Source organism: Pseudoalteromonas sp. HF66 (assembly GCF_011806445.1).
Lineage (GTDB): Bacteria > Pseudomonadota > Gammaproteobacteria > Enterobacterales > Alteromonadaceae > Pseudoalteromonas > Pseudoalteromonas apostichopi.
Map to the genome: position 1 here is coordinate 89,934 of NZ_JAATOU010000001.1, position 24,663 is coordinate 114,596.

Annotated in this window: 22 protein-coding genes; 16 read left to right on the forward strand and 6 right to left on the reverse strand. The window is 38.6% G+C overall.

Going from position 1 to position 24,663, the window contains the following annotated elements; genetic code table 11:
* The first annotated feature begins 406 nt into the window (after nucleotides 1-406).
* Nucleotides 407-1,282, forward strand: a complete 876-nt coding sequence (locus tag HCZ11_RS00380) for a DNA replication terminus site-binding protein (protein WP_130052366.1) — start codon at nucleotides 407-409, stop codon at nucleotides 1,280-1,282.
* A 57-nt stretch (nucleotides 1,283-1,339) separates the two neighbouring features.
* Here HCZ11_RS00380 and HCZ11_RS00385 read toward each other — a convergent pair whose 3' ends face one another.
* Nucleotides 1,340-2,554 carry a hypothetical protein gene (locus HCZ11_RS00385; RefSeq protein WP_054563104.1) on the reverse strand — a complete coding sequence of 405 codons (1,215 nt, stop codon included), beginning with the start codon at nucleotides 2,552-2,554 and terminating at the stop codon, nucleotides 1,340-1,342.
* 769 nt (nucleotides 2,555-3,323) lie between these two features.
* Here HCZ11_RS00385 and HCZ11_RS00390 point away from each other — a divergent pair.
* The 4 genes from HCZ11_RS00390 to rmuC all read left to right on the forward strand — a co-directional run bounded on the left by HCZ11_RS00390 (nucleotide 3,324) and on the right by rmuC (nucleotide 10,794).
* Complete coding sequence (locus HCZ11_RS00390; RefSeq protein ID WP_167657300.1) at nucleotides 3,324-4,562, forward strand: AAA family ATPase; 1,239 nt, start codon at nucleotides 3,324-3,326, stop codon at nucleotides 4,560-4,562.
* A gap of 14 nt (nucleotides 4,563-4,576) precedes the next feature.
* Complete coding sequence (locus HCZ11_RS00395; RefSeq protein ID WP_167657301.1) at nucleotides 4,577-5,539, forward strand: transcriptional regulator; 963 nt, start codon at nucleotides 4,577-4,579, stop codon at nucleotides 5,537-5,539.
* A gap of 415 nt (nucleotides 5,540-5,954) precedes the next feature.
* Nucleotides 5,955-9,098 (forward strand): DEAD/DEAH box helicase, encoded by a 3,144-nt coding sequence (locus HCZ11_RS00400; protein ID WP_167657302.1) that lies wholly within the window; start codon nucleotides 5,955-5,957, stop codon nucleotides 9,096-9,098.
* Between the two features lie 229 nt (nucleotides 9,099-9,327).
* A complete protein-coding gene (gene rmuC, locus HCZ11_RS00405; protein WP_167657303.1) occupies nucleotides 9,328-10,794 on the forward strand; it encodes a DNA recombination protein RmuC in 1,467 nt (488 codons plus the stop codon).
* Nucleotides 10,795-10,832: 38 nt separating this feature from the next.
* On the opposite strand, the gene HCZ11_RS00410 is transcribed toward rmuC, so the two are convergent.
* Nucleotides 10,833-11,537, reverse strand: a complete 705-nt coding sequence (locus HCZ11_RS00410) for a hypothetical protein (RefSeq protein ID WP_167657304.1) — start codon at nucleotides 11,535-11,537, stop codon at nucleotides 10,833-10,835.
* Between the two features lie 126 nt (nucleotides 11,538-11,663).
* On the opposite strand from HCZ11_RS00410, the gene HCZ11_RS00415 reads away from it, so the two are divergent.
* A complete protein-coding gene (locus HCZ11_RS00415; RefSeq protein WP_167657305.1) occupies nucleotides 11,664-12,239 on the forward strand; it encodes a DJ-1/PfpI family protein in 576 nt (191 codons plus the stop codon).
* On the opposite strand, the gene HCZ11_RS00420 is transcribed toward HCZ11_RS00415, so the two are convergent.
* Entirely contained in the window at nucleotides 12,234-13,115 is an 882-nt protein-coding gene (locus HCZ11_RS00420; protein WP_167657306.1) for a LysR family transcriptional regulator, read from the reverse strand. The genes HCZ11_RS00415 and HCZ11_RS00420 overlap by 6 nt on opposite strands.
* 100 nt (nucleotides 13,116-13,215) lie before the next feature.
* On the opposite strand from HCZ11_RS00420, the gene HCZ11_RS00425 reads away from it, so the two are divergent.
* The 6 genes from HCZ11_RS00425 to HCZ11_RS00445 all read left to right on the forward strand — a co-directional run bounded on the left by HCZ11_RS00425 (nucleotide 13,216) and on the right by HCZ11_RS00445 (nucleotide 19,190).
* The gene (locus tag HCZ11_RS00425; RefSeq protein WP_130052358.1) at nucleotides 13,216-13,704 is read left to right on the forward strand and encodes a DUF2938 domain-containing protein; all 489 of its coding nucleotides are present in this window, start codon (nucleotides 13,216-13,218) and stop codon (nucleotides 13,702-13,704) included.
* A 9-nt stretch (nucleotides 13,705-13,713) separates the two neighbouring features.
* On the forward strand, nucleotides 13,714-14,346 hold the full coding sequence (gene tmpT / locus HCZ11_RS00430) for a thiopurine S-methyltransferase (protein WP_130052357.1): 633 nt from the start codon (nucleotides 13,714-13,716) through the stop codon (nucleotides 14,344-14,346).
* 151 nt (nucleotides 14,347-14,497) lie between these two features.
* A complete protein-coding gene (locus tag HCZ11_RS19560; RefSeq protein WP_256854170.1) occupies nucleotides 14,498-14,731 on the forward strand; it encodes a hypothetical protein in 234 nt (77 codons plus the stop codon).
* The gene (locus HCZ11_RS00435) at nucleotides 14,622-15,422 is read left to right on the forward strand and encodes a class III extradiol ring-cleavage dioxygenase (protein WP_167657307.1); all 801 of its coding nucleotides are present in this window, start codon (nucleotides 14,622-14,624) and stop codon (nucleotides 15,420-15,422) included. Before HCZ11_RS19560 ends, HCZ11_RS00435 begins: the two co-directional genes overlap by 110 nt.
* A 94-nt stretch (nucleotides 15,423-15,516) precedes the next feature.
* Nucleotides 15,517-17,856, forward strand: coding sequence for a S9 family peptidase (locus HCZ11_RS00440; RefSeq protein WP_167657308.1), 2,340 nt, complete (start codon nucleotides 15,517-15,519; stop codon nucleotides 17,854-17,856).
* A gap of 452 nt (nucleotides 17,857-18,308) precedes the next feature.
* Nucleotides 18,309-19,190 carry an alpha/beta hydrolase gene (locus HCZ11_RS00445; protein WP_167657309.1) on the forward strand — a complete coding sequence of 294 codons (882 nt, stop codon included), beginning with the start codon at nucleotides 18,309-18,311 and terminating at the stop codon, nucleotides 19,188-19,190.
* Between the two features lie 43 nt (nucleotides 19,191-19,233).
* Here the strand turns inward: HCZ11_RS00445 and HCZ11_RS00450 are convergent, their stop codons facing one another.
* Both HCZ11_RS00450 and HCZ11_RS00455 read right to left on the reverse strand, forming a co-directional pair.
* Entirely contained in the window at nucleotides 19,234-20,244 is a 1,011-nt protein-coding gene (locus HCZ11_RS00450; RefSeq protein WP_167657310.1) for a prolyl oligopeptidase family serine peptidase, read from the reverse strand.
* A 70-nt stretch (nucleotides 20,245-20,314) separates the two neighbouring features.
* The gene (locus tag HCZ11_RS00455; RefSeq protein WP_167657311.1) at nucleotides 20,315-21,163 is read right to left on the reverse strand and encodes a LysR family transcriptional regulator; all 849 of its coding nucleotides are present in this window, start codon (nucleotides 21,161-21,163) and stop codon (nucleotides 20,315-20,317) included.
* Between the two features lie 119 nt (nucleotides 21,164-21,282).
* Between HCZ11_RS00455 and HCZ11_RS00460 the strand changes: the two genes are divergently transcribed.
* Nucleotides 21,283-21,945, forward strand: coding sequence for an FMN-dependent NADH-azoreductase (locus HCZ11_RS00460; protein ID WP_167657312.1), 663 nt, complete (start codon nucleotides 21,283-21,285; stop codon nucleotides 21,943-21,945).
* 72 nt (nucleotides 21,946-22,017) lie between these two features.
* Here HCZ11_RS00460 and HCZ11_RS00465 read toward each other — a convergent pair whose 3' ends face one another.
* Entirely contained in the window at nucleotides 22,018-22,476 is a 459-nt protein-coding gene (locus tag HCZ11_RS00465; protein ID WP_167657313.1) for a GyrI-like domain-containing protein, read from the reverse strand.
* A gap of 189 nt (nucleotides 22,477-22,665) precedes the next feature.
* Here HCZ11_RS00465 and HCZ11_RS00470 point away from each other — a divergent pair, with 189 nt between their 5' ends.
* The 3 genes from HCZ11_RS00470 to HCZ11_RS00480 are packed head-to-tail and all read left to right on the forward strand — an operon-like array spanning nucleotide 22,666 to nucleotide 24,640.
* On the forward strand, nucleotides 22,666-23,292 hold the full coding sequence (locus HCZ11_RS00470; RefSeq protein WP_130052349.1) for a fused MFS/spermidine synthase: 627 nt from the start codon (nucleotides 22,666-22,668) through the stop codon (nucleotides 23,290-23,292).
* Nucleotides 23,277-24,167 carry a spermidine synthase gene (locus HCZ11_RS00475; protein ID WP_167657314.1) on the forward strand — a complete coding sequence of 297 codons (891 nt, stop codon included), beginning with the start codon at nucleotides 23,277-23,279 and terminating at the stop codon, nucleotides 24,165-24,167. The genes HCZ11_RS00470 and HCZ11_RS00475 overlap by 16 nt, the downstream gene beginning before the upstream one ends.
* Nucleotides 24,164-24,640 (forward strand): TlpA disulfide reductase family protein, encoded by a 477-nt coding sequence (locus tag HCZ11_RS00480; protein WP_130052347.1) that lies wholly within the window; start codon nucleotides 24,164-24,166, stop codon nucleotides 24,638-24,640. The genes HCZ11_RS00475 and HCZ11_RS00480 overlap by 4 nt, the downstream gene beginning before the upstream one ends.
* Nucleotides 24,641-24,663 lie beyond the last annotated feature (23 nt).

A 24,663-nucleotide genomic window follows, 5' to 3' on the forward strand; every position in this document is an offset into this window, starting at 1 on the left:
TTAACGAAAACTAACTTATTGCACGTAGTAAGTTCAAGGACAATATTCAGGTATTTGTAATTATTTAGTTATTTAATAAATTCTTTAAGTATTAATGATTAAAACCGAAGAGTTTAAACCATTTAAAACAGATAGTTATCACTATTCTTATGCGTTTACTCTTTACAACAAAGGAAGAACACATCTTACCATAAGTTACTATCTATGTAACCTCAGCTTTACGCTAGATAAATACACTTTTCTAGCACTATATTGAAAAATAATAAAAGCGTGCTATGGAATACTATAAAGAACACATCATACTTTAGTTGTGCTTGAGGTTAGGTCTGCAATGTTAAAAATGGAAACTTCAAATTATCAAAAGAAAAAGGTAAACTTGAAACATGAATATGTAAGATGTGTTCTTATGAGTACAAAGCTAGAAATTCGCAGTCAGTTTGATTTGGTAAGTGAGCTAACCCATTTATTTTGTGAAGAATTAAAACAGATGGGGTTTTATAAAGCGTCATATTATCAGTTGCCAGATATAAATATTAACGATGAAAAACAAGTTCCTTCTAATATCCCTGTTAATAAATTTGAGGGAGAGGAAGCTCAAAAGCAAATTCTTAATTCTTTTGGGGACTTTTACAAGAAAACGGGGTTAAGTAGCCGTGTATTAAAAAGGCATCCTGGGTTGTTAGTACTAAAAGATGTCGATAAGCAGTTTATTACCGCACGAATAAATCAGTTAAATAAAGCTAAATCCGATTTTAAAAACTGTGTGTTAGCAATTGATAATAATGATGCACGCTTTGAAGCTGTTCACAACGCAGTGCCAAACCTTATTACTTTAGCTGCTTATCGTAAAATTCATTTTGAAACTGAGTCCCCCTACTCTGTTCGTTTTACCTGGATGCACAAACATGCAACAAAAACGCTTACAAAAAAAATGGCGTTAGCTATGTTAGAAAAGTCGGCAGGTTATTCAAATCCAAGAATGATCGACCAACATTCTTGGCAAGCACTTGTAGCACAAGAACAAAGTCGTGTTGCAAGTTTGGGTGATAAAGAAAAATTACGAATTCGCAGGCCTACAAGAGTAAGTCCACAAGTAAATGTAAGATACACAGCGCAAAACCGATATCATGTTAGTGCAGCTCTCCCATTTATTTTGATAAACCCAGAACCAGATGTAAAACTTGGTACATTATCAGATTACCAAAAACCGGAGAGTCATCCTCGGAAAAGAGAATATGATTTCTTAGTAGATAGACTTTACTTAGAACAAGTAACAGATTGATTATGTTAAAAAGGCCACATGCGTGGCCTTTTTTCATAGTATGTATTATTAATGAAATTAATCTTCTACTATTTCTTCAATTTTATCTTCATCGATTAAAACTGCATTCTCGACAATACGTTTACCACCTTGAATTTCGATTCGTTTATTATGCTTATTAAGCGTAAGAATCTCATCGCAAAATTGATCAGACGGATGCATCTCGTAAGTGTAATCAATAATATTACCGGTTTTGTCATCTTTAACATTGGTAATGTTATATTCAGAAATTGCACCTTTCTCAATTAAGTCTTTCATTGTAGTTGTCATATCACGACGTAATGCTTTTAATTTATTCTCGGTAATTTCGTCGGTTGAATAAATTGAGCCGTACTTTTCCATGATAGATAAAAGGCGGAAATGGTAAGTTTTACCCGGAGCAGCGTAGCGCCATAAATGATATAAACGAAGCATCATCCAACGAGATAAACCACGTTTTAATTCTTGAGCACTATTGAAGTAGTAGCCTTTATATTCAAGGTTGTCGATCATGTTATGAACAAATGCGTTCAAACATGCCACACATTTCACGTTACCACCCTGACCTTTTTTGCCACTAAAATGAAGTGATGACAAAAAGTTCATGTTCGATTCGTAAAATGAATCATCAATATCTGAGTTACGGGTATCTGTCGCTGAATATTTAAAAGAAAGTTTAGAACCTTGTAATGCCTCTAATGATTCTTTAATTTGTGGATACGGCATCGATTGACCAACCGCTTTTAATTCTTGCGCTAATTCATTCATCGAAAAAACAACCGCGTATTGAATTCCCGATTTAAAATTAATTTTTACAATCTTACCTTTTGAGGCTAATCGAATTAAGGCTCGTTCCACCTTTTCTTCACGATCAGATGGCCAAACAAGGTATTCTACATCTTCACCATCTTTACGTGTACTTACCACTGCAGGTGTTATTTTAATTTCGCCATCATAAAGAATGCCATCTACTTTTTCAGAAATTTTTCGAGTAACAATTGTTTTCTTTGGTGCTTCTTCAACAGGAAGCTTCTTATGACCAGAACGAACAAAACGTCCCCATAAATCATAATGATTAAAAGTATTCGAGTAAGCTCTCAAACCATGTGCTGCATTTTCAATTGAAACGCGCACATCTTTATTGTCTGTAAATAGTGCAAGACTTTCATTATCAATCGCACTTTCCACCCCGTGGATCTGCCCGCGTAAAGTATCGGGTAAGTTATCTACCGAGATGTTGACCTTTCGGCTCATTGTTCTTATTTCCAATTTTTCTTCGACAGTTAATAACAACACATAAAACTTCAAAAGTTAAATGTTTAAGTTAGTATAAACTTGATCCGTTCATAATTTATTTCTTTGGATCAGATTTATACCAACTAATTCTTACTAGCTAATTTTCAGATCAGATTTTTACTAAGTTATAGTTCATAGGTCGTGATTTTACTAACTCAGTTCAAAGTATGTCCTACAAAACGCCTTTTTATAGCAAATTAACACGACATAAATCCCATTTTCAAAACACCATGTGGATAAAGCGACTTCAAGTTAGCATAGATCTGATCTGTACCAACTATAGATCAGATCCATACCAACTTATTGCTTGATTTGATTAGGTTGTCAGTGCATAACTTTATAATTTGGTTAGTAAAAAATTGATCTATACCGATGTTTTTGTGAATAAACTCGTGACTAAGCTGTGCATAACTCAAATGCTCATTTTTTGCTTAGTATTAGGCTGATCTGTGAGTAATAAGAGATCTGATCTTTACCAAGTAAAAGTATGATCTGGCTTTTTACTAAATATTCAATAAAATCAGTTAGATATTTCTATATTTTAGCATCTTAACCTTATATACCTATATATTTAACCGATATTAATCTTATTTATTTATACTTAGCTTCAAGAAAGTTACAATTTTTTATTAAATGTCTTATAAATAAAAGGTATGTCGTCTTAAATACTTGTTTACAGCAATTTGAATGGACATTATACTTAAAGCATAACTTTGAGGAAGAAAGTATGTCTATCAATAATAATGCGCTAGCCACTTATAGGTTACTAAAAGCGACAGCAGAAGTTGCTGAAAAATCGCTAGAAGGACGTATTCAACATTATCGTGCTCATCTAAAGTCTGAAGAAAAAGAACTTCGAACTTATACCCAAAAAGCAGCAGCTGATTTATTAGGCTGTAATAATCGTACCTTAAAACGACGCCATGATAATGGTGACTTTGATAAACTTAACATTAAACGTGGTGCAAATGGTCACTATGCATATACCTTAGTAAATATTTTTGCTATGGCCGATATCATGGATATTAAGCCTGATCACCGTACAGAGGACGATAAATTACAAGTTATCGTTATCAATTCATTAAAAGGTGGCTGTGGTAAAACAACAAGCATGGTAAATATTGCCGCTGCACTTGCTACTACCAACATTAAACGCTATCGAATCGGTATTATTGATCTTGATCCACAAGGCTCTTCGTCAAGTTTTTTCCCACCAAGTGAGCCAGACCCGATCACTGTGGGTGACTTGATGCGTGATTGTATCGAGCTTGAAGAAAATGAAACCTGGCATGAGCTAGTAGGTAATTCTTTTTTACCTACCCACATTCCTAATATTCGTATTTTACCTTCAGGTATGGATGACTTTTACTTTGAGCATGAAACAGCAACTTTATTAAAAGATAGCTCTAGTTACGATAAAACACGTCACTATCATAAGCTGCTAGAAAAAGTTATCGAGCCAGTAAAAGACCAATTTGACATTATTCTAATTGATACAGCTCCATCCCTTAACTTCATGTTTTATAATGCATTAATGGCTTCAACTGCGATGCTTATTCCGGTTCATCCTGAAGCTGTCGACTTTGATGCAAACAATAAATACTTAAAACGATTAGGTGAGATTTACCATACAGTTGCAGCACTTGGTCACCAAGGTTGGGATTTTATGCAATTCTTGGTAACTAACTATGTTAAGGGTAACCACTCACAACGAGATATTGTTAAAGATGTTCGTAGTGCATTTGGTCGCCAAGTAATGAGCTATCCAATTAATCATAGTTCTGCTATCACAGCTAGTTCATCATCTTTTAACACCATTTTTGATCAAAAAACCTCTGACAGCTTAGCTAGTCGTGAGTCTTTACTTCGTGCTCAGGAAAATATCAAAGATGTAGTAGATGAGCTTGAAATGCTGATCCGCTCGAATTGGCAATCAACTCAGTCGTCTCTAAATTCAGCTAAGTAAGGTAAAGAATAAAAATGGCTAAAAAACGTAAAAATGATACCAGCTTAGACCCTTTTTCAACCTCAATTGAAAGTAGTAGCTTAGATGCTTTGCTTGAACAGGCATCGGCTGGCGATGTTATTAGTATGCCAGCACCTAGTGATCCTACTCGCCAAATTACCCTGGTGTGTAAGGTTATTCCTAGCTCAGAAATTGAAGCAAGAACAAAGGTCTATGGTAAAAACCGCCGCGTACAATCATTACTAAATGAAAAGTCAGTTGCCGATATCCTTCCCGCAATTGCCGAAGACGGCCGCAACCAGCACCCTGCACTATGTTGGGATAAAGGTGACGAAATGCTTGTGTTAGCAGGCTCTCGTCGTCGTAAAGCATGTATTTTGAGTAACTCTGATTACTTAGTTTTAAGCTCTGAAGATTTTACAGATCAAGATGCTAAAATCCTTGCTGTATCATCAGACCAATACATTGCCCCAAGTCTGTGGGAGCTTGGTCAAGCTTATCAACAAACCCGTGATGAACTTATTGCTGAGGGTAAAAAGGGCTCTTATCGTGAGATTGCGGCAATTGAGGGCGTATCTCACACTGCGATTGCTGATGCTATCAAAGCTTATGAGAATCTCCCTGCAACAGTTTTGAGCCTTTATCCTACAGCTAACCATGTTGGCCGTGAAGTGGCCAAAAAGCTAATTAGTGCCAAAGAACGTGATGAGCAGTTATTCACTAAGTTAGTAAATGATGTGAGTAGTGATGCTGAAATAGCGCAAATTAGTAGTGATGATAAACGTGCTCTGGCAATTACGAAATTATTAACCGCTGAGCCTGCAACGCCAAGTCGCCGAGAAGCGCTCATCGACAGTGAGTTTGTTAGCGTACAGCGCAATATCAAAAGCGGCGATTTATCTGTCAAAATCGATAATAAAGTGATGACAGACAAACGGTTAGAGCAGTTAACTAAACTTTTAAATAGCTTTAATTAGTTAGTAAAATAATGATCTATCGCGCTTTTACTGTTAGTAAAAGCGTGATCCCAACCTCCCATTTGTTAGTAAAATAATGATCTAATAATGTAAAAATAGCTACTTATTAGCCTCTCAGATCAGTTTTTTACCAACTAATAACCCCTTTACAGGCTTTTAACTCCATAAATTTGTTTACTTAGTAAAAAAGCGATCTGTAAAGCCCCTGCCTTGTTATTAAGCTGTTTATATCTTGTGCGATTGTTGTTTGTTAAATGCTCAGAATGTCAATTTTCAACTTTCATTTTCTTTTAAAGCAGTTTTTTACTAAGTTATCAGCTCCAACCAGTCCAATATTGCTCAATAGTGCTTTAGCTCTGGGTCGATAGATCATATACTGGCAGAATTATTTTTTGTTTTTACTGCCATAAGCGTTATGTCTGCTAACTTATCCAAAAATGACTTATTAGCTATCTTTGAAGAAATAAAACAAGAGCAAGAAACTCAGTTTCCCCTGTCTGAGCGCTTCATTAAACAGCTGTTTAAGCCACATGTGTTAAGTAAAGCAAAAGAGTATCATCAGAACGGCCAAATCAACTGGTTAGAACATAACAGTGACTTTAGTGTTATTGATGCGTCGATGTTTGGTAACGAAGGAAATACCTTCACTCAGCATATTGAGATCAGTAAATTACCAAGTGGATTTTCGGTCGATTCACACTGCACTTGCGGATCTAAAACCAAATGTCGTCATATTGCCGCCGTTTTACTTAAGCTCAAAATTGAACATTCAGGCGACTACGGTGAAGACTACATCATTAACGATTGGTTTAGTGAACTTAAGACGCTTAAGCAGATTGCCAACGAAGATGCCAAACAGGTTTTATTATTTGTTCTTGATGTAGAGAAATCTATAGTAACTATCACCCCGAAGATTGCTAATTATGACCCTGAACATAATTATACCCTAGGTCGAAATCTTACAGAGCAGCAATTAAACAGCTTTGTAACTCCTACTGATTTACTAGAGTCAGACTTTCGTTTATATAGTTGGATACGCTCACAAAATGCACTCGGTAAATTAGAGCTCAAAGGTCAATGGGGGTTTGCTGCACTACAGCAATTAATCGCCACGCAACGTTTGTTCTTAGGTCGTTCACGCCAAGCTATTAAAGCTGATAGCATGCAAGCTCTAGAGTTTGATTGGAAACAAAATAAAGACTTAACCTCATTGAGTATGACGCTAGCAGGCCAAGATAATTGGTTATTATTAAAAACAACACCTCCGACCTACCTTGATCCAGAGAAACTAAAAGTAGGTCGTATTCGTACTCCATTAACAGCTGATGAAATAGCTTTACTCGCAAATATGCCTGCAATTCACACTGAGAACTTTGACCGTGTTTATCAGCAACTCAATGATAACTTCGGTGAAGGGGTTATTCCGCATGCTTTTAAGCAAAGTAAAAAAAGCCTAGCTCGAACTGTATTCCCAGTCATCAGTATTAATAATGACGAGGGTACAATCCGCTTATCATTGCAGTTTAATTATCAAAACTCCTTGTATGATTTAAGCCAAGCTCCAGCGGATATACTCAACCAGTCATTAGAAAATACCGTTGTAAATGAATTAACCAATCTCGGTTTTGAATTATGTAAAGGGGCTTTACAAACTGAGTTTATCTTTAATAAACAATCAGTTATTCATGAGCACTGGCTAAAGTTTGAAATTATTCCTAACTTATTAAAACGTGGTTGGAAAATTAATGATGAGTTAGAGGTCGGCAAAGCTCTAAAACAGCTTTCACTGCAAGTTGAGCGTGGTAAAGGACATCAGATAGTTAGTAAAATCGTGATCTCTGGAGTCAAAACGCAACAACTATTTATCACTGATAATAATATTTATCAGTCACTTAATAGACAAAGTGAGCGTTTCTATTATTTTACTGTAGGTAAACGCTTTGCGGTAGTTGAAAAGGTCGCGATGATGCAACTTAACGATTATCGTGAACGTTTTGAGCATATCAAAACGCGTGACGAAATCTTAATGCCGCTATCGTTTTTGCCAAAGCTTATTGAGCAAAAAGCGATTAAGGTGAATATTGTTGACGATGCGCTAGATGCTTACTTAGCTGAGTTAAGTGACTCACAACAGTTAATTAAAAAGTCCGATATTCAAGGCTTAAACAAAGGTGTGCAGCTAAGAGAGTATCAGCAACTTGGCGTCGACTGGCTCAACTTTTTAAAACGTCACCAGCTCGGTGGTATTTTGGCTGACGACATGGGACTAGGTAAAACCTTACAAGTTATCGCCTTTTTAGCTAACGCAAAACAATCACCTCAATCGGGTCCTACATTAATTGTTTGCCCAACAAGCCTTGTTGGTAATTGGCAAAGCGAAATTAATAAGTTTGCTAGCAACTTAAAAATCACCACAGTATTCGGTGCTGCTCGCAGCGACCAATTACAACAGCTGTCGCAAGCTGATTGTATTTTAACGACTTACCCACTGCTTAAGCGCGACATCGCTTTTTATTCGCCGCTTTATTTTGAAAATATCATTTTAGATGAAGCCCAATATATTAAAAATGATGCAGCTCAAGTTTCACGTTTGGTTAAGCGCCTTAATGCTGACTTTAAATTGTGTTTAAGCGGCACCCCTATTGAAAATAATCTATTTGAGCTTAAATCCTTGCTCGACTTTGCTATGCCGTCTTTACTTGGTTCGCAAACACATTTTAAAAGCTACTTTCAAACGCCTATTGAGCGTGATAACGATGTACAACGCGCTGACGAATTGAAGTCATTGATCATGCCATTTATCTTACGCCGAACTAAAGCGCAAGTTACTCAAGAGTTACCAGAGAAGACAGAGCTAGTAAAAGAATTTGAATTTGAAACTAAACAAAAAGAAATTTATACCGGTATAACTGAATCATTAGAGCAGAAATTGGTCGATCTATTTGCTCAGCAGGGTGTGCAAAAAAGTAAGCTGGCTTTTCTGGATGCATTATTAAAATTAAGACAAATTTGTTGTCACCCCAAATTGATAGATCCAACATCTCAAGCTGGCAGCGCTAAGCTTGAATGGCTTTCTAAACATTTACCTATCATGCTTAGTGAAGGCCGAAAGGTGATTATATTTAGTCAATTCACCATGGCACTTGATGTGATTGCGGAGCGATTAAATGAGCTTGGCATCAGCTTTAGTATGCTAACAGGGCAAACAAGACAACGCGATCGTGTTATCGAAGAGTTTACTCAAGGTGATACATCTGTGTTCTTAATTAGTTTAAAAGCCGGTGGTACAGGGTTAAACCTGACTCAAGCAGATACCGTGATTCATTTTGACCCTTGGTGGAACCCTGCTGTTGAGAAACAAGCGACAGATCGTGCTTATCGAATTGGTCAAACTAATCCTGTGTTTGTTTATAAATTGATTATGGCTAACTCAATTGAACAAAAAGTATTTAAAATGCAGCAGCATAAGCAAGCGCTTGTTGATGCATTATTTACTGAAAAATCAATGAGTTTTACTCAATTTGATGAAGAGCAAATGCTTGCGCTGATAAAAAATTAAATTTTTTTAAAGTTTTTTTGAACTAATCAAATTTTAGGGCGTCTATTATTATGCTTGTTGTTAAATTGCAGTTTACATAAGCATTATGTTGATTTCCCATTTGGTTACTAAATTTTAGTAATGTTAGAGCCAGCTCTTCTTGAGCTGGCTTTTTTTATGCCTGATCCCCCTACTCTGTTGAGAACTATTTCGTTATGATGATGTGTCTTTAAGTTATTGAGTTTTCGATATGATTACAGAGCTAATTGCACAGATTAATTGGCAAAGTGTGGTGCTTGGTGCTGCTACAGGTGCACTCGCAAGTGGTGTTATTTTTGCTCTGCAAAAAAGCCGCTTAAAAGAACAGTTAGCTGAACTGCAAAATAGTCATCAAATTCAGCAAAGCCATTTAGAGCAAACGCAGTTGCAATTACAAGAAAGCCAACTCTCGTTTTCTCAATTGCAGCAAGATTACGCTGAACAACGTGATGAATCTCAACACTTTAAAACCCGTTTTGTAGAACAAGAAAAACAAGCACAGCAATACAACCAATTTTGGCGTCAAGTCGAGGCTGAGCTTGCTGCTACCAAAGCGACTCTCAATCAACGTGATATTGATTTAAGTACTTTACGCAGCACGGTAGAGCAAAAAGAGCTGCACTTTAAAGAACAGCTCAGTCAAATCAAAGAAAGCAAAGAGCAACTTAAGAAAGAGTTTGAAAATCTTGCTAACCAAATCCTTGAAGAGAAATCTCAGCGTTTTAAAACCTTAAATCAAGAAAGCATTGAGCAATTATTAAAACCTGTTCAGGGTGAGCTAAAAGGCTTTCGCGATAAAATGGAATTGATCCATGTTGAAGATCTCAAACAGCGTGCTGCACTTAAAACTGAGTTATTGCATTTGCAAGCTAAAAGCCAAGCTATTACTGAACAAGCTGATAGACTTAGCACTGCGTTACAAGGTCAAAAGAAAACCCAAGGGAATTGGGGTGAGTTAATGCTCGAAAATGTATTAGACAGCGCAGGACTGCGTGCAGGTGTAGATTATCAACGTGAAGTGTCGTTTAACACCGAAGATGGTCGTCTACGCCCTGATGTGGTGGTGTATTTACCACAACAGCGTCATTTAGTTATCGATGCTAAAACCTCGTTAAACGCTTACACACGCTACGTAAATGCCGATTCAGAGCTTGAGGCACAGCAAGCGCTAAAAGAGCATGTCACGGCAGTGCAATCACGTATTAATGAGTTAGCAAGTAAAGCCTACGATAGACTACCGGGTATTAACTCCCCTGAAGTGGTGATCATGTTTGTACCGATAGAGTCGGCTTTTGTTGAAGCGCTCAAATATCAAAGTGATATTTATCAGCAGGCAATCGAAAAAAATATTTTAGTTGCAACGCCGACTACCTTATTGACTAGTTTGAATATCGTTAAACAATTGTGGCGTTTTGAAGAGCAAACTAAATACTCAAAAGAGCTTGCTGCCCGTGCAGAGCGCTTTTATAACAAGCTAAATGGTTTTCTTACTAGTATGGAAGGGGTTGGTAAGCAATTAGACCGCGCCAAAGAAAGCTATGATAAAGCGTTTTCTCAGCTGTATCGTGGTAAAGGGAACTTGATTAAGCAGGCCTCTGAGTTCAAAGAGCTGGGGGTTTCTGTTCAAAAAGAGTTACCCGCGGAAAGTGTTGAAAAAGCCCAATTAGAGTTAGATTAAATGCGATACAAAAAAGCCAACGTCATGTTGGCTTTTTATTAGTTAATTAGTTCAGCTGACACGATATCGTTGAGCATCAAAAAGTGGTTAAGTACAGACTCCTCAAGCTCGAATACTTGCGCTACTTTTTCGCCACTTGCTGACATCCCTGTTTGCGTTCCTGCAAACTCGATATGTAACCCTAAACGCTTCAGAGTTTGGACATCGTAACTATAAATAGCTGAATCACGTTTTTCGGTAATGCCAGGCATCATACCTATGATAGTAACCGCTTGTTCAACATTGATGATTTTAAAAAATTGTCGTTCTGCTGTTTGCCATTTTGCAATATAGCTAGCGACCTCGGGAGATTGCTCCATCGGCACGTATAATGGCTGTAATGAGCCCCCATGCCAGCCTATAACGGCTTGTTCTTCAACGAGAACATGTGGACTTGCGGTAAGTACGTAGTTGGCGCAAGACGATGCACAAAGCTCGTGTACTACAACATTGAGTTGATACTCATGCACTAAGCCACCTAAATGTAGACCCGCCATCACATCACCCCCTTGGCTATTAATAACCAAGGTATTGATTTGTTGATCGCTACTTACTAATAATTGTTCGAACTTTTCAACATTTTGCTTTGATGTTTCGCCCTGAAAATAAATAGTGCTCGGCGATACTTCACTGATTTCAGCAACGTTTTGCTGTGTTGTTTTACAACCAACCAGCAGCACGCTCAATAATAATAAAAAACGCATTAACAATGCCTTGAAGTTTTGTTTGTATACAGTGCGCAATTTAATAATATGTTATTAACGAACTGCAAAAATGGCATAGTACGTTTTTTTGCTTGAGAAATAAATCAACATAACAGGAACAATTGTATGAATATTGGAATTTACATTTATGATGATGCCGAAGTGCTCGATTTCTCAGGTCCATTTGAGGTGTTCAGTACCGCTAAGCGCCTAGCGGATAATGACTGGCAAGTGAGTTTAATTGCCGAAACTACTGGTCCTGTTCTTGCCCGTGGTGGTTATAGTGTAAACCCCCATTACAGTTTCGCTGACTGTCCTTCGCTTGATTTACTTATTGTGGTTGGTGGTGATCATACTCTAGAACTTGAAAAAGCAGAGGTTATTGCGTGGTTAAAAAATACTGCTACTAAAACCAAACGTGTTGCCAGCGTTTGTACAGGAGCATTTTTGCTTGCTAAAACGGGGCTTTTAAACGGTAAAAACGTCACGACCCACTGGCAAGATCAAACCCATTTGGCTGCTATGTTTAAAGATCTTAATGTGATTGCCGATACTCGTTGGATCACCGACGATAAGTTTACCTGCTCAGGTGGAATTTCTGCCGGCATTGATATGAGTTTAGTGTTAGTCGCTGAGCTTATTAGCTACGAACATGCCTTATTGACTGCTAAACAGATGGAATATGAATGGCAGACTTTATAATTGTTCAGCAATATAGTCGGTTATAAACTGTTTTAAACAGACAGCCTTTTTACTCAGTAAACGTGCGCTTGGCCAGATAGCATAAATGTCGCGGTTTTCCCCTCGCCAGTGTGGCAGTACTTGAACTAACTGCTGAGATTTTAATTCATCTATAACCTCAAACCGAGGTAACAAAGCAATACCTTGCTCATCACAAACTAAGTATTTTACAAATCCGGTATCGTTAAAAGTAGTAGCAAATCGGCACATGTGCGTATAAGTTGTATTCGTTTGTGTATTGGTTAGCTGCCACTTATTTCTCAACGTGGTACCAATTAACCTATGCTGTTTTAAATCAGTTGGCTCTTCTATGGAAGGTGCCGAATCAAGGTATGCTTTTGTGCTTACAAATAAGGTATCAACACTGCCTAACTTTTTTTGATGGAGCATAGAATCAACCTGCGGCCCGACTCTTATTGCTAGATCAGCTTGGCTTTTACTCAGATCTTCAAGTTTATTATTAAGCAATAGCTCAAGTTGAATATCAGGGTACTGTTTAGTAAATGCTAGCCACATTGGCTTTAAGAAACCATGACTAATATTCAGAGGTGCTAAAACTTTAAGCTTTCCTGATAATTGTGCTTTTTGATCATTAAGCTGGCGGTGAGTTTGTTCAAACTGCTCAACTAATTCAACATAACTTTGAAAATATACCTCTCCTGCTTGCGTTAACGTGCATTGCCTTGCTGAGCGATTTAAAAGCTGCTCGCCTAGGCGTTGCTCAAGTCGTTGCAAGCGTCTCGATACAGTTGCGGTAGGCAACGACAAGCTCTCAGCCGCATTACTTAGGCCGCCTTGTTTAACAATCTGTATGAATAGGGCAATATCGTCAATCATGTTCTCATTTATGCAATCATAGTTTGTTTATCTTGCTATTTTTAGCATTTTTGCAATTAGATATCATGTCTTTTATTAAATCATTTAAGAGCATCTAATTATGAGTGTTAATGATATTTATGTGATAACTTTTGTAGGCATAGCGGCGACTTTGTTCATTGATCTTTATGCTTTTCTGCTGGCTAAAGTGTTTAAGATACCGTCATTAAACTTTTGTTTAGTTGGCCGTTGGGGCTTGGGTTTATTAGATGGAAAGTTTAAGCACCTGAATATAGCAACTAGTCCAGTTAAGCAGTTTGAGTGCGTGTTTGGCTGGTGTTTACACTACTTTATTGGTGTTTTATTTTCGTTTCTATTTATATTATTGGTCGGTATTGCTTGGCTTGAACAGCCCACCTTAATCGCTGCATGTATATATGGATTAGCTAGCGTATCTATGCCATTTTTTGTTATGCAGCCCGCTTTAGGGATGGGGATAATGGCTACGAAAACAGCAAACCCACTTCAAGCCCGCTTAAAAAGTGCTGTAACTCACCTACTTTTTGGTGTCGGAATATATTTATCAGCTCAATTCATTCAATTTATTTAGGAGTATGTAATGGACGCAAAGCATTGGCATCAACGTTGGGAAAATAACGAAATTGGTTTTCATGAAGGAGACGTTAACCGTTATCTAGATCAGTATTTTACTAACTTAAATTTGCAGCAAGGCGATACTGTTTTTGTACCACTGTGCGGAAAAACTCACGACATTCATTATTTGCTAGCGCAAGGTATGCGTGTTGTTGGGGCAGAACTTAGTGAGATAGCCATTAAGCAGTTATTTGATGAGTTAAAGCTAGAACCCGAAATTAGCCAACACGGCGAACTATTACGTTACCAAGGCGCAAATCTAACCGTTTGGGTGGGTGATATTTTTGCACTTACTGCAGCTGATCTTGGCCCTATCAACGCAGTTTATGACCGTGCCGCTTTAGTTGCGCTACCAAAGCCAGTGCGCATTCGCTATACCCAGCATTTACTTGAATTAACTAATAGAGCTAAACAGTTAGTGGTGGTCTTTGAGTATCAGCAAAGTGAGTTTTCGGGTCCGCCGTTTAGTGTAGTCGCCGATGAACTACATCAGCACTACGATGCTTTTTATCAACTAACATTACTGTGCAAAGAACCTCTCGAAGGTGGCTTAAAAGGGCAAGTCCCTGCCATGAACGTAGCTTGGCATTTAAGTTAGTACTTACAAACTATTGGTGTGTAAATTCACACCCTAGTTGTGCGTTTTTGTGGCTAGTTATTGTACCTCTGTGCGTGCACTATAGAGATACCAATCCGCAATAATACTTAATCATTTTGAGGGATTAAACCTGTCGCTACCTGCGTTAAAAATTTCTGATTTAGAACAACTAAATAACGAAATTTTTGCCTTGTTATCAACGAGGTTTCCTTGCCTCAAAATAGACTACTTAATTAAGCGAATTGGTATGAAAAGCATATTTAAGGAGTACATTTATGCAAAAGCCACGCGTTTTCTTTGTTTCACATGGCGGCGGTCCTATGCCTTTACTTGGCGATCCAAGTCATGCCGATATGGTCACTTGTTTGCAGTCCGTTGCTGCTAAAATTAAAAAGCCATCTGCTATTTTGATGGTGAGTGCGCACTGGGAAGCGAACCCTATTAGTATTACTTCGAGTGCTGCTCCTGAGCTAATTTATGATTACTATGGTTTTCCTGAGCCTGCTTACAGTATTGAGTACCCAAGCCCAGGTGAACCAGCCCTTGCCGAAAAAGTACATCAGGCATTGGCAAAAGCTAATATCGATAGCGCATTAAACCCATCTCGTGGCTTTGATCACGGTATGTATGTGCCTTTGAAAATTATGTATCCAGAAGCAGATATACCTTGTGTGCAATTGTCGTTACATCCAAGCCTTGAGCCAAGCTTACACCTAGCGATAGGTGAGGCTTTACAACAACTTGATTACGATAATTTATTGATCATTGGGTCTGGCTTTACTTTTCATAATATGCGCGCATTTTTCACCCCTGAAACCGCTGAAATTAAAGCGCAAAATATGGCTTTTGAGCAATGGTTAGTTGATGTATGTGGCAATACTGAGCTGAGTGAGCAGCAGCGACAAGCTAAGCTATTAGAATGGCAAATGGCCCCTGCGGCGCGTTTTAGTCATCCTCGTGAAGAGCACTTATTGCCGTTACATGTTTGCTATGGTGCGGCGATGCGCCCTTGTAATGATATTTACGAGCTACGTATTGCCAACAAGCAAGCCAGTATGTTTTTGTGGGACGATTGAGTTTAAGTTCAACCCCCCTGATAACACGATAAAAGCTCAGATTTTATTCATCTAATTTGGTACGCTAGGTAAGTTAAAACCTAGGAACAACAAAATGAATTTAATAAAAACATCAACCCTTGCGTTTGCTGTGGTTGCGGGTTTAGGTTTGCAGGCATGCTCAACTGCAGAGCAAGCTAGCACCCCATCAGCAACAGTGAACGCAACGGCTAATCCACTCTCGCTTGCACAAATTTATAAAGAAAAAGACTTTAAAGCTGAGCGTAGCACCTATTTTACGTGGCTCGATGATGGTACTGGCTATACAGTACTTGAAGAGCGCGAAAGCGATAAAAATACTCAAGACGACAAAGCTAAAGACGATGAACACGGCGTAAAAGGCAATGATATTGTGTTTTATAACGCCGATGGGACGGGTCGTAAGGTGCTTGTTAGTTACGAAAAATTAATTCCCAAAGGTGATAAAGAGCCACTCACCGTTGAAAGCTATCAATGGTCTAAAGATGGTAAATGGCTGATGGTTTTTACCAATGGCGAGCAAGTGTGGCGCTCACGTAGCCGTGGTGATTTTTGGCTATTAAACCTTGAAACAGATTCGCTATATCAGTTAGGTGGCGAAAACATCGAAGCGAAAAAGCTAATGTTTGCTAAGTTCTCACCAGATAGCTCAAAAGTAGCTTACGTGCGTGATAACAACATCTACATGGAAAAAGTCGGTAGCAAGGCTGTGACTGCTTTAACCACTGATGGTAACGACACCATTGTTAATGGTAATTTTGACTGGGTATACGAAGAAGAATTTACTATTCGTGATGGTTTTCGCTGGAGCCCAGACAATAAATCAATTGCCTATTGGCAGCTTGATACCAGTGGCGTGAAATACTTCACCATGATCAATAACACCGATGATCTCTACCCTACCCTTAAAGAATTCCCGTATCCAAAAGCCGGCGAGATGAACTCTGCGGTTAAAGTGGGTGTGGTCAGTCTTAGCGACAAGAAAACTCGCTGGGCTGAACTTGGTGGCGATAATCGTGATCGTTATATTCCACGTATTAGCTGGGCAGGCACTGGTGAATCTTTGATGATCCAAGATCTTAACCGCCCGCAAAGCCACAACAAGGTTTGGTTATTCGACTGGCAAAAACAACAGCTAACTAAAATCCTCGAAGATAAAGACGATGCCTTTATTGAGTGGTTTTATAAAGCAAACTGGTCAAAAGACGGTAAGTTCTTTATTTGGCACAGTGAGCGTGATGGCTGGCGTCATCTATACCGTGTATCTCGCGATGGCAAAACGGTTGTTGATTTAACGCCGGGCGACTATGACATCATTGATATGTTAGCGCTTAACGAAGATAAAAACGTTATGTACTTTACTGCATCACCGGATGATCCTAGCCAGCGGTATTTATTCCGTACGTCGTTAGATGGCAGCTCTAAACCTATGCGCGTAACGCCAGCGTCATTTGATGGCTCAAACAGCTATTATATGTCTAAAGATACCTCTTGGGCGATGCACACATTCTCTAAATTTGGCACTCCACCAATGAAAGAGATCATCAAAGTAAGCGATCATAGCAATGTGAAAACCTTAGTTGAGAACAAAGCATTAAAAGAGAAATTAGCGACTGAGCAATTACCGACTCACGAGTTCTTTACAGTTAATGCCCGTGATGGTGTTGAGCTTGATGGCTACATCATGTTCCCAGCGAATATGGATAAAAGCAAAAAATACCCAATCGTTTTCTATGTTTATGGTGAGCCATGGGGCTCAACAGTACAAGACCGCTGGGAAGGTAACAGTTACTTATACAAGTCGTATCTAACTCAGCAAGGCTTTATTGTTGCCTCAGTTGATAACCGCGGCACGCGCGCACCAAAAGGCAGAGATTGGCGTAAGTCTATCTACAAAAAAATAGGCTCTATTACCGTACGAGACCAAGTTGACGCCCTTGATGCAATGGCAAAACGTTGGGATGTCATTGATACCGACCGTGTCGGTGTATGGGGTCACTCTGGTGGCGGTAGTTCAACACTTAATTTGTTATTCCGCCATGGTGATAAATATAAAGTTGGTATTGCCTCAGCCCCAGTGCCAGATATTCGCTTGTACGATACTATCTACCAAGAACGCTATGCGGGTAACCCAAATACCGATCCTGAAAGTTACGACAACACGTCGCCGATTACTTTTGCAAAAGATCTGCAAGGTAAGTTGCTACTGATCCACGGCACCGGAGATGATAACGTACACTACCAAGGTTCAGAGCGTTTAATTAACGAATTAGTTAAGCACAATAAACAGTTCGAGTTTTTCTCTTACCCGAACCGTTCTCATAGCCTACGAGAAGGTAAAGGCACTACCCTGCACTACCACACTATGATGGCTAACTTCTTCGAAAAGCATTTACTTAATACCAACCCACAATAATACTTAATCATTTTGAGGGATTAAACCTGTCGCTAACTGCGTTAAAAATTTCTCATTTAGAACAACTAAATAACGAATTTTTTGCCTTGTTATCAACGAGGTTTAATTGCCTCAAAATAGACTACTTAATTAAGCGGATTGGTATAACAAGTAAATATGCTTTATAAAAAATGCCGCAGCTTCAACGTTAAGCTGCGGTCTTTTTATGCAAACTGTAAACCCCCGTTACACAAAGAAAGCGTTTAGATGAAAGCTATCAAATGTTCGATGTAAATTTTCAGTGCTGGCAATGGCGGCTGCGAGCTATTGGATTATCGAGCAAGCGTATAATGAATATCTTGTATCACAGTTAAGTCGGTGAAAGAGGCTAACTAATACCCTGTTACAATTGTCTTATTAACTAATATTTATAATTGAAGTAGTGTCATTAAGTTATTGATTAAGGATATAAAATGGCATTACTAAAATTTAGATTTCAGTATCTAGCTTGGCTTATTACATTTGTTTTGTTAGCTACAGGCTTGTATATCGCGATGAAATACCAACAGCACTATAGTTCACGCTTTATTGATATAGATATAAAGTCGAATGCGCTTTCAGAAATGCGCCGAGTTTTCATTCGCTTGCCCAAAAACTACAACCCTAACAAAGCTTATCCGCTCATAATTAAAACTGACGGCAATTTTAACCTTGATACTTGGGATGACGCTTTAAGTTTTCTTGAAAGCACCGATGACAAGCATGAGGTTATTCTCGTGGCCATCCCGAACCTTTTTTGGCATGACACACGAAATCGTGATTTAGTGCCACCTTACGCCCGTAAGGATGTGGCGATAGAAGCGCGCCCAATCAATCAAAATCAACAAGAAATATTTGGTAAAGCTGATGTGTTTTTAAAGTTTATTGAAACAGAGCTAATACCCTATTTAGAGGGAGAGTACCGTATTAGCGGGCAGCGCACGCTAACAGGTTTTTCGGCGGGAGGTAGCTTTGTGTTATATACCATGGTTACTAAACCAGAGTTATTTAATGCATACTTTGCTTTTAGCCCTGCGGCTTGGTATGACGATAATGTTGTCGTAAAACAGTTCAGTAAAAGTTTACCTAATACAGCAGGCAGCACTCACTATTTTTATGTCACATTAGGTGGTGATGAGAATCCAATCATAACCGGTGCATTTAATGGCTTAGTGAATGCTCTTCAAAAGCATGCACCAAACGACCTTACCTGGCAGCACCACATCAACAAAGGAGCTGACCATGAACAAAACGCAGAGCAATCCGTTCGCAGTGCGCTAGATGGGGCGTTTAATCATTTTGATATGGCTAAGTAATGATTAAATAGGGCCTTTTTGGCCCTTTTTACTTTCAAAAAAGTTACAAATAAGTGTTAAACCAACTAACTAGCTCTGCTTCTAGTTGCTTTTTATGGCTCATTAAGAAGTGGTTGTCACCTTCATACACCACGAGTTTATGGGGGATATGATGCTTATCTAGTGCTTTGGCAAATTGAATTGAGTTATCGACCGATACTCGTTTATCGTCACTGCCATGAATAAGTAATATGGGCACTTTAGGTGAGAGCTTATCAACCCAGTTCATAACAGAGCGTGCTTTAAGCTCTGCTTGTTTATTTTCTTTATAGTTGGGGATACGACGCACATACACGTTATTTTCCATGTTAGGTCTAAACGTAAGCTCTTTAACTAAATCGGTCGCCCCTGCAATGGTTGCAATGGCTTTAATCTTGTTTGTGTGTTGCATCGCAACGTGGGTTTGCATGCCGCCTCTACTTACTCCTAACATGCCAATACGGTTTTCATCTGCACTTGCTATGTGCGGAATAAAATCAATAAGCGCAAGTACGTCATTAACATCTTTGCCACCAAACTCATCTAAATCATCATTTTTAGTTGATGTACCGCGGTACTGGCTGCCGATAACCACAAAGCCTTGCTCTGCTAAAGGAAATAAATTGCGCATCATTGCTGCAAAATAAACACTGCCAAAATTACCATTGCCGCCGCGGTTATAAATTAATACTGGTAGCTTATTCTTGATGACTTTAGGTTTGATGATATAACCAAGCACCTCAACATCATCAACCTTATATTTAAAGTTATGGCAGGTTAAATTTGCTTTAAAGTTATCGAACATATCTTGTGGAAAGGTTTCTTCAAAGGCTTTAATACGCTTTAAGTACTCAGTCTCGGTTTTAGCTTTGCGTTTATTCTTTTGCGCTATAAATTGGTGCCACGAATCATAGTCAGCAAAGATGCCTGTGAAGCAGTCTGTTTCTTTTGTTACGTGTTCATCATTGATAATTTTCGTTGCGCTGGTAGAAAAAACAGCAAGAGATAGGCTGGCAAAGAGTAGTAATTTATACACAACAACATCCTTTTTGGTGGCTAAAAGTTACTAAACCACAGTAACTTAAATGAAGGTTATTTGTACAACATTAATTTAGTAAACGCTCAAGCCAATTAATCACAACTTTTTGTATAGATGTTTCAAAGCGATTTTTTTCGGGGATGTAGTAACATAGTTTTGATTCAACGTCTTGGCTATTAAATGGTGTTAGTAACCCTGCATTTAAATAAGGTTGAACCAAGGTTTTTGAACAAAACACCACGCCTTTATTGGCGAGCACCTGATTTATACCAAATAGCTCTTGATCAAATGTTTTTATCTCGAAACATGAGTCATTTAGGTTATTTACTTTGAGCCACTGCGCTAATGGTGGAGCAGGTAGCGCATTATTTTTCCACTGGCTTGTGTATAAAGTGACCTGTTCATCAAGCCAAGGGGGGCTTTTATCTGAGCTTGCTGCAAACACATCAAAGCGCTCATACTTGATGATATCTGATTTGTTTACTTCCTCACTATTTCCTAGCCGAACAGGCAAGGTATGAAGCTGCTTATCTAAAGTTTCACTGGTTGATATATCAAGCTGTAAATGTGGTTTTTTGTTATTTAGCTCTTCTAAAGCGGGTATTAATCTTAGGGCTGCTAGAGAAGATGTTGTGGTGATACGTACTTGGTTATGTGCTTGGCTCACCTGTTCAATTGCCGCAAAAATAAGCTTAAAGCCGCTAGTTGTGTTTTGGCTTAGGTACTCGCCTGATGGAGTTAAGGTTATCTTTCTCACTTCGCGATGAAATAAATCAGTATTCAAGCGGCTTTCTAGATTAGCAATGTGGTGCGATACCGCTGTAGGCGTAATCGCAAGCTCAGCGGCGGCTGCTTTAAAGCTACCTAATCGTGCAGCTGATTCAAAGGCTTTTAAAGCTTGTAATGATATATGCATAGTTGAACCCACCTAAATTTATAGATGAGTATAACTTACTTATAGTGAATTATAACTCGTTTGTTAAATGGCGCACATTTAATGATGATACCAACACATTAACTAATGAGGTATTTACTATGATTACTCTGCTACACATTGATGCTAGTGTGCGTTCAGCTAAAAATGCAAACCCTAATCACGACTCAATCTCTAAAAATATTGCTAAGCAATTTGTAAATCATTTACAGCAAAACAATGCTATAGCTGAGTATATTTACCGTGATGTTGGAATGAATCCACCTTCATTTATTAATCAATCTTGGATTGGTGCTGTGTTTACGCCTGCCAACAAGCTAACGCTAGAGCAAAAAGAAGTACTGGCCGAATCAGATGAATTGATAAATGAATTGGTTAACGCTCATACCATAGTGATATCAACGCCTATGTATAACTATGGCATGCCCGCACAACTAAAAGCATGGTTTGATCAAATCGTTAGGATCAATAAAACATTTGACTTTGATTTGCAGCGGGGGGATTACCCTTTGCAACCATTATTAAGTGGTAAGCGTTTGCTGGTTATAACCTCAACGGGTGAGTTTGGCTTTGAGGCAGGTGGTATACGAGAGAGTATGAGTCATTTAGTGCCGCACATTAAAACGTTGAGTAAGTATTTAGGTGTTCAGCATATTTATGAAATTGCTTGTGAGTATCAAGAATTTAACGACAGCAGGCATCAACGTTCTTTGACTAATGCCTATGCTAAGGCTGAACAGTTAGCACTGAGATACATCAATTAAGATTACAAAACAAAGCCGCAATAAGCGGCTTTGTTGTGTAATGGGGCTTTACATTATAAATTCGATTTAACGTTATTCTACCGAAATGAACACCTCAACTTCTTCACTGCTTTTATAAAACTCATAGTCAGTTTTATATGCTCGGATGTGTGGGCATTGTTCATTACTAAAGTACTGCCAAACTTGACCCCAAACATCTATAACGGTTTGTGGCATGGCTCCTTTGGCGCTAAAGCGAAGGTAGTTACCTGTGGCAAGTGTAGTTTGTTCTGTCTCTGGTGAAGTGACTTGCTGGTCAGTACAAGCAAATACATCAAACTCCCCTGTGACATCTGACTCATAGTGAGTGTATACGCCATATACTTTGCTAGATGGCGTTAAATTTGGCGCTATGTCTGTGTAAAATTGCTGCCATAAGCCTGCAATTTTGGCACCTTTACCACTCATTTCGTTCATATTACTGGTGCGAACCTTGAGGCCAAATAAAGTCGTTGGGTTGTCGATATTGATTTTCGTTACTTGCTGATCCATTGCATTTATCCTTGTTTTTTGTTCCCGCTAAAATACCAGAGCATATGTGCTTTAACCTAGCCTTTTTCATTATTTATTTTATTACCCCTCATTTTGTCAACGGCCTTTACAGCTTAAAAAACAGTCATAGCATCCTTATCAGCATCAGGTTAAGATGGGCAAAATAACAATAAAATCAGCGGGTGTTTAATGAATAAGATCAATGCGCTTATCTACTTTTTGGCCTTTAGTAGCGGCTTTTGTATTATGGGAATTGAGCTGTTAGGCGGACGAATTTTAGCGCCGTACTTTGGCAGTAGTGTGCATATATGGGGCAGTATCATCACTGTATTTATGTTGAGCTTATCGATCGGCTATTTGCTTGGTGGCAAGCTTTCAATCCGCAACCCGTCATTAACTAAATATGGCCTAATATTCTTTGTGGCTAGCATTATGGTTGTGCCGATCGTACTGTTTGCTGAGCCAATTATGACCTTTATTTTCACCTATATTGAAGACAGTCGTTACGGCTCGTTACTGGCTTCAACGGCATTGTTTTTTATCCCAACAACAATACTCGGCATGATCTCACCTTACTCAGTGCGATTATTGGTTACCGATCATGAAAAAAGTGGTCAGGTTGCCGGTGGTTTGTATTTTGTGAGCACTCTAGGAAGCGCCCTTGGCACGATTATTACCTCTTTTTATATGGTGCTAGCATTTGATGTTAACGACATCATTAAAACCTTTGCCGCGGTTTTAGGCTTGCTTGGGTTGCTTGCAATTGTTGTTAGTCAAATAAAAACGAAGGAGCGTACTGTATGTTTAGAGTCTTAATGGTTTGTTTGATCATGACACTACCCTTTAATGGCTTTGCCGAAGTAATTCATAAAGAACGCTCGCTTTATCGCAATATTTTAGTGGAGAAGTCTGGCGATTTATTGTGTTTAAAATTTAACGAAAAAACCCGTAAAAGTACGCAAAGTTGTATGTATAAAAGTAAGCCTAAAAAGCTGGTGTTTAATTACACCAAAATGACGTTTGCAAGCTTACTATTTATTGATGACCCTCAGAATGTATTGATCATTGGGTTAGGGGGCGGTTCGCTTTCTAATACCATTCATGAGCTTTACCCAAGTGCTAGTATCGAAAACGTCGAAATTGATCCCGCGGTAATCAAAGTTGCCCGTGATTTTTTTAGTTTTGTAGAAACTGATAACGTAACGTCTAAAGTGCAAGATGGTCGTATTTTTATTAAACGAGCTGCCCTTAAAAAACAAAAGTATGATTGGGTAATTCTTGATGCTTTTAATGGCGACTATATCCCAGAGCATCTACTCACTAAGGAGTTTTTTACGGAAGTAAAAAGTGTTTTGGCTGATGGCGGAATTATCGCTGCAAATACTTTTTCATCGAGTAAACTTTACCAGCATGAGTCAGCAACTTACTTCGATGTGTTTGGTGACTTTGTCAATGTTGTGACCGATGAAAACTCTAATCGCATTATTTTAGCTGGCTTCGATACTATGCCTAGCCAGCAACAGTTAGCTGAACGAGCCAACAATCTAGCAAATAAGTTAACACCTTACGATGTTGATTTGCAGTTACTCAGCGAGCATTTGTTTTATACTAAGGGTAATCAAGATTGGCCTGCTGATACTAAAGTACTCACTGACCAATATTCACCAGCGAACTTATTAAATTATCAATGATCAAATACGGCTTAATTGCATTTCTTTTATTTGCTTGCTCTGCTGCTACGGCAGAGCACCCTTCTACCGCTCCTTTAGCGGCAAGCCAGCAACAATTGTCTAAACTTTTGAATCAATATAAAGGGAAAATCGTGTTACTCGATTTTTGGGCATCTTGGTGTAGCCCTTGTAGGCGGTCATTTCCTTGGTTTATTGCCATGCAAAGTAAGTATCAAGAGCAAGGACTTAAAGTGATAGCTGTAAACATTGATGTTGAGCGCAGTGATGCTGATGTGTTTTTAACTGAGTTTGCTGTGAACTTTAATATTATTTACGACCCTGATGCTGTTATTGGTAGGCAATACCAACTGAAAGGGATGCCGAGCAGCTTTTTAATCGATAAAGAAGGTATAGTTCGATATCAACACACTGGATTTTTAGCTGATAAATTAGACCTCTATGAAAGCCATATCAAAGAGTTAATTGCTAATTAGTATTATTAAGCAGATAACTTTTG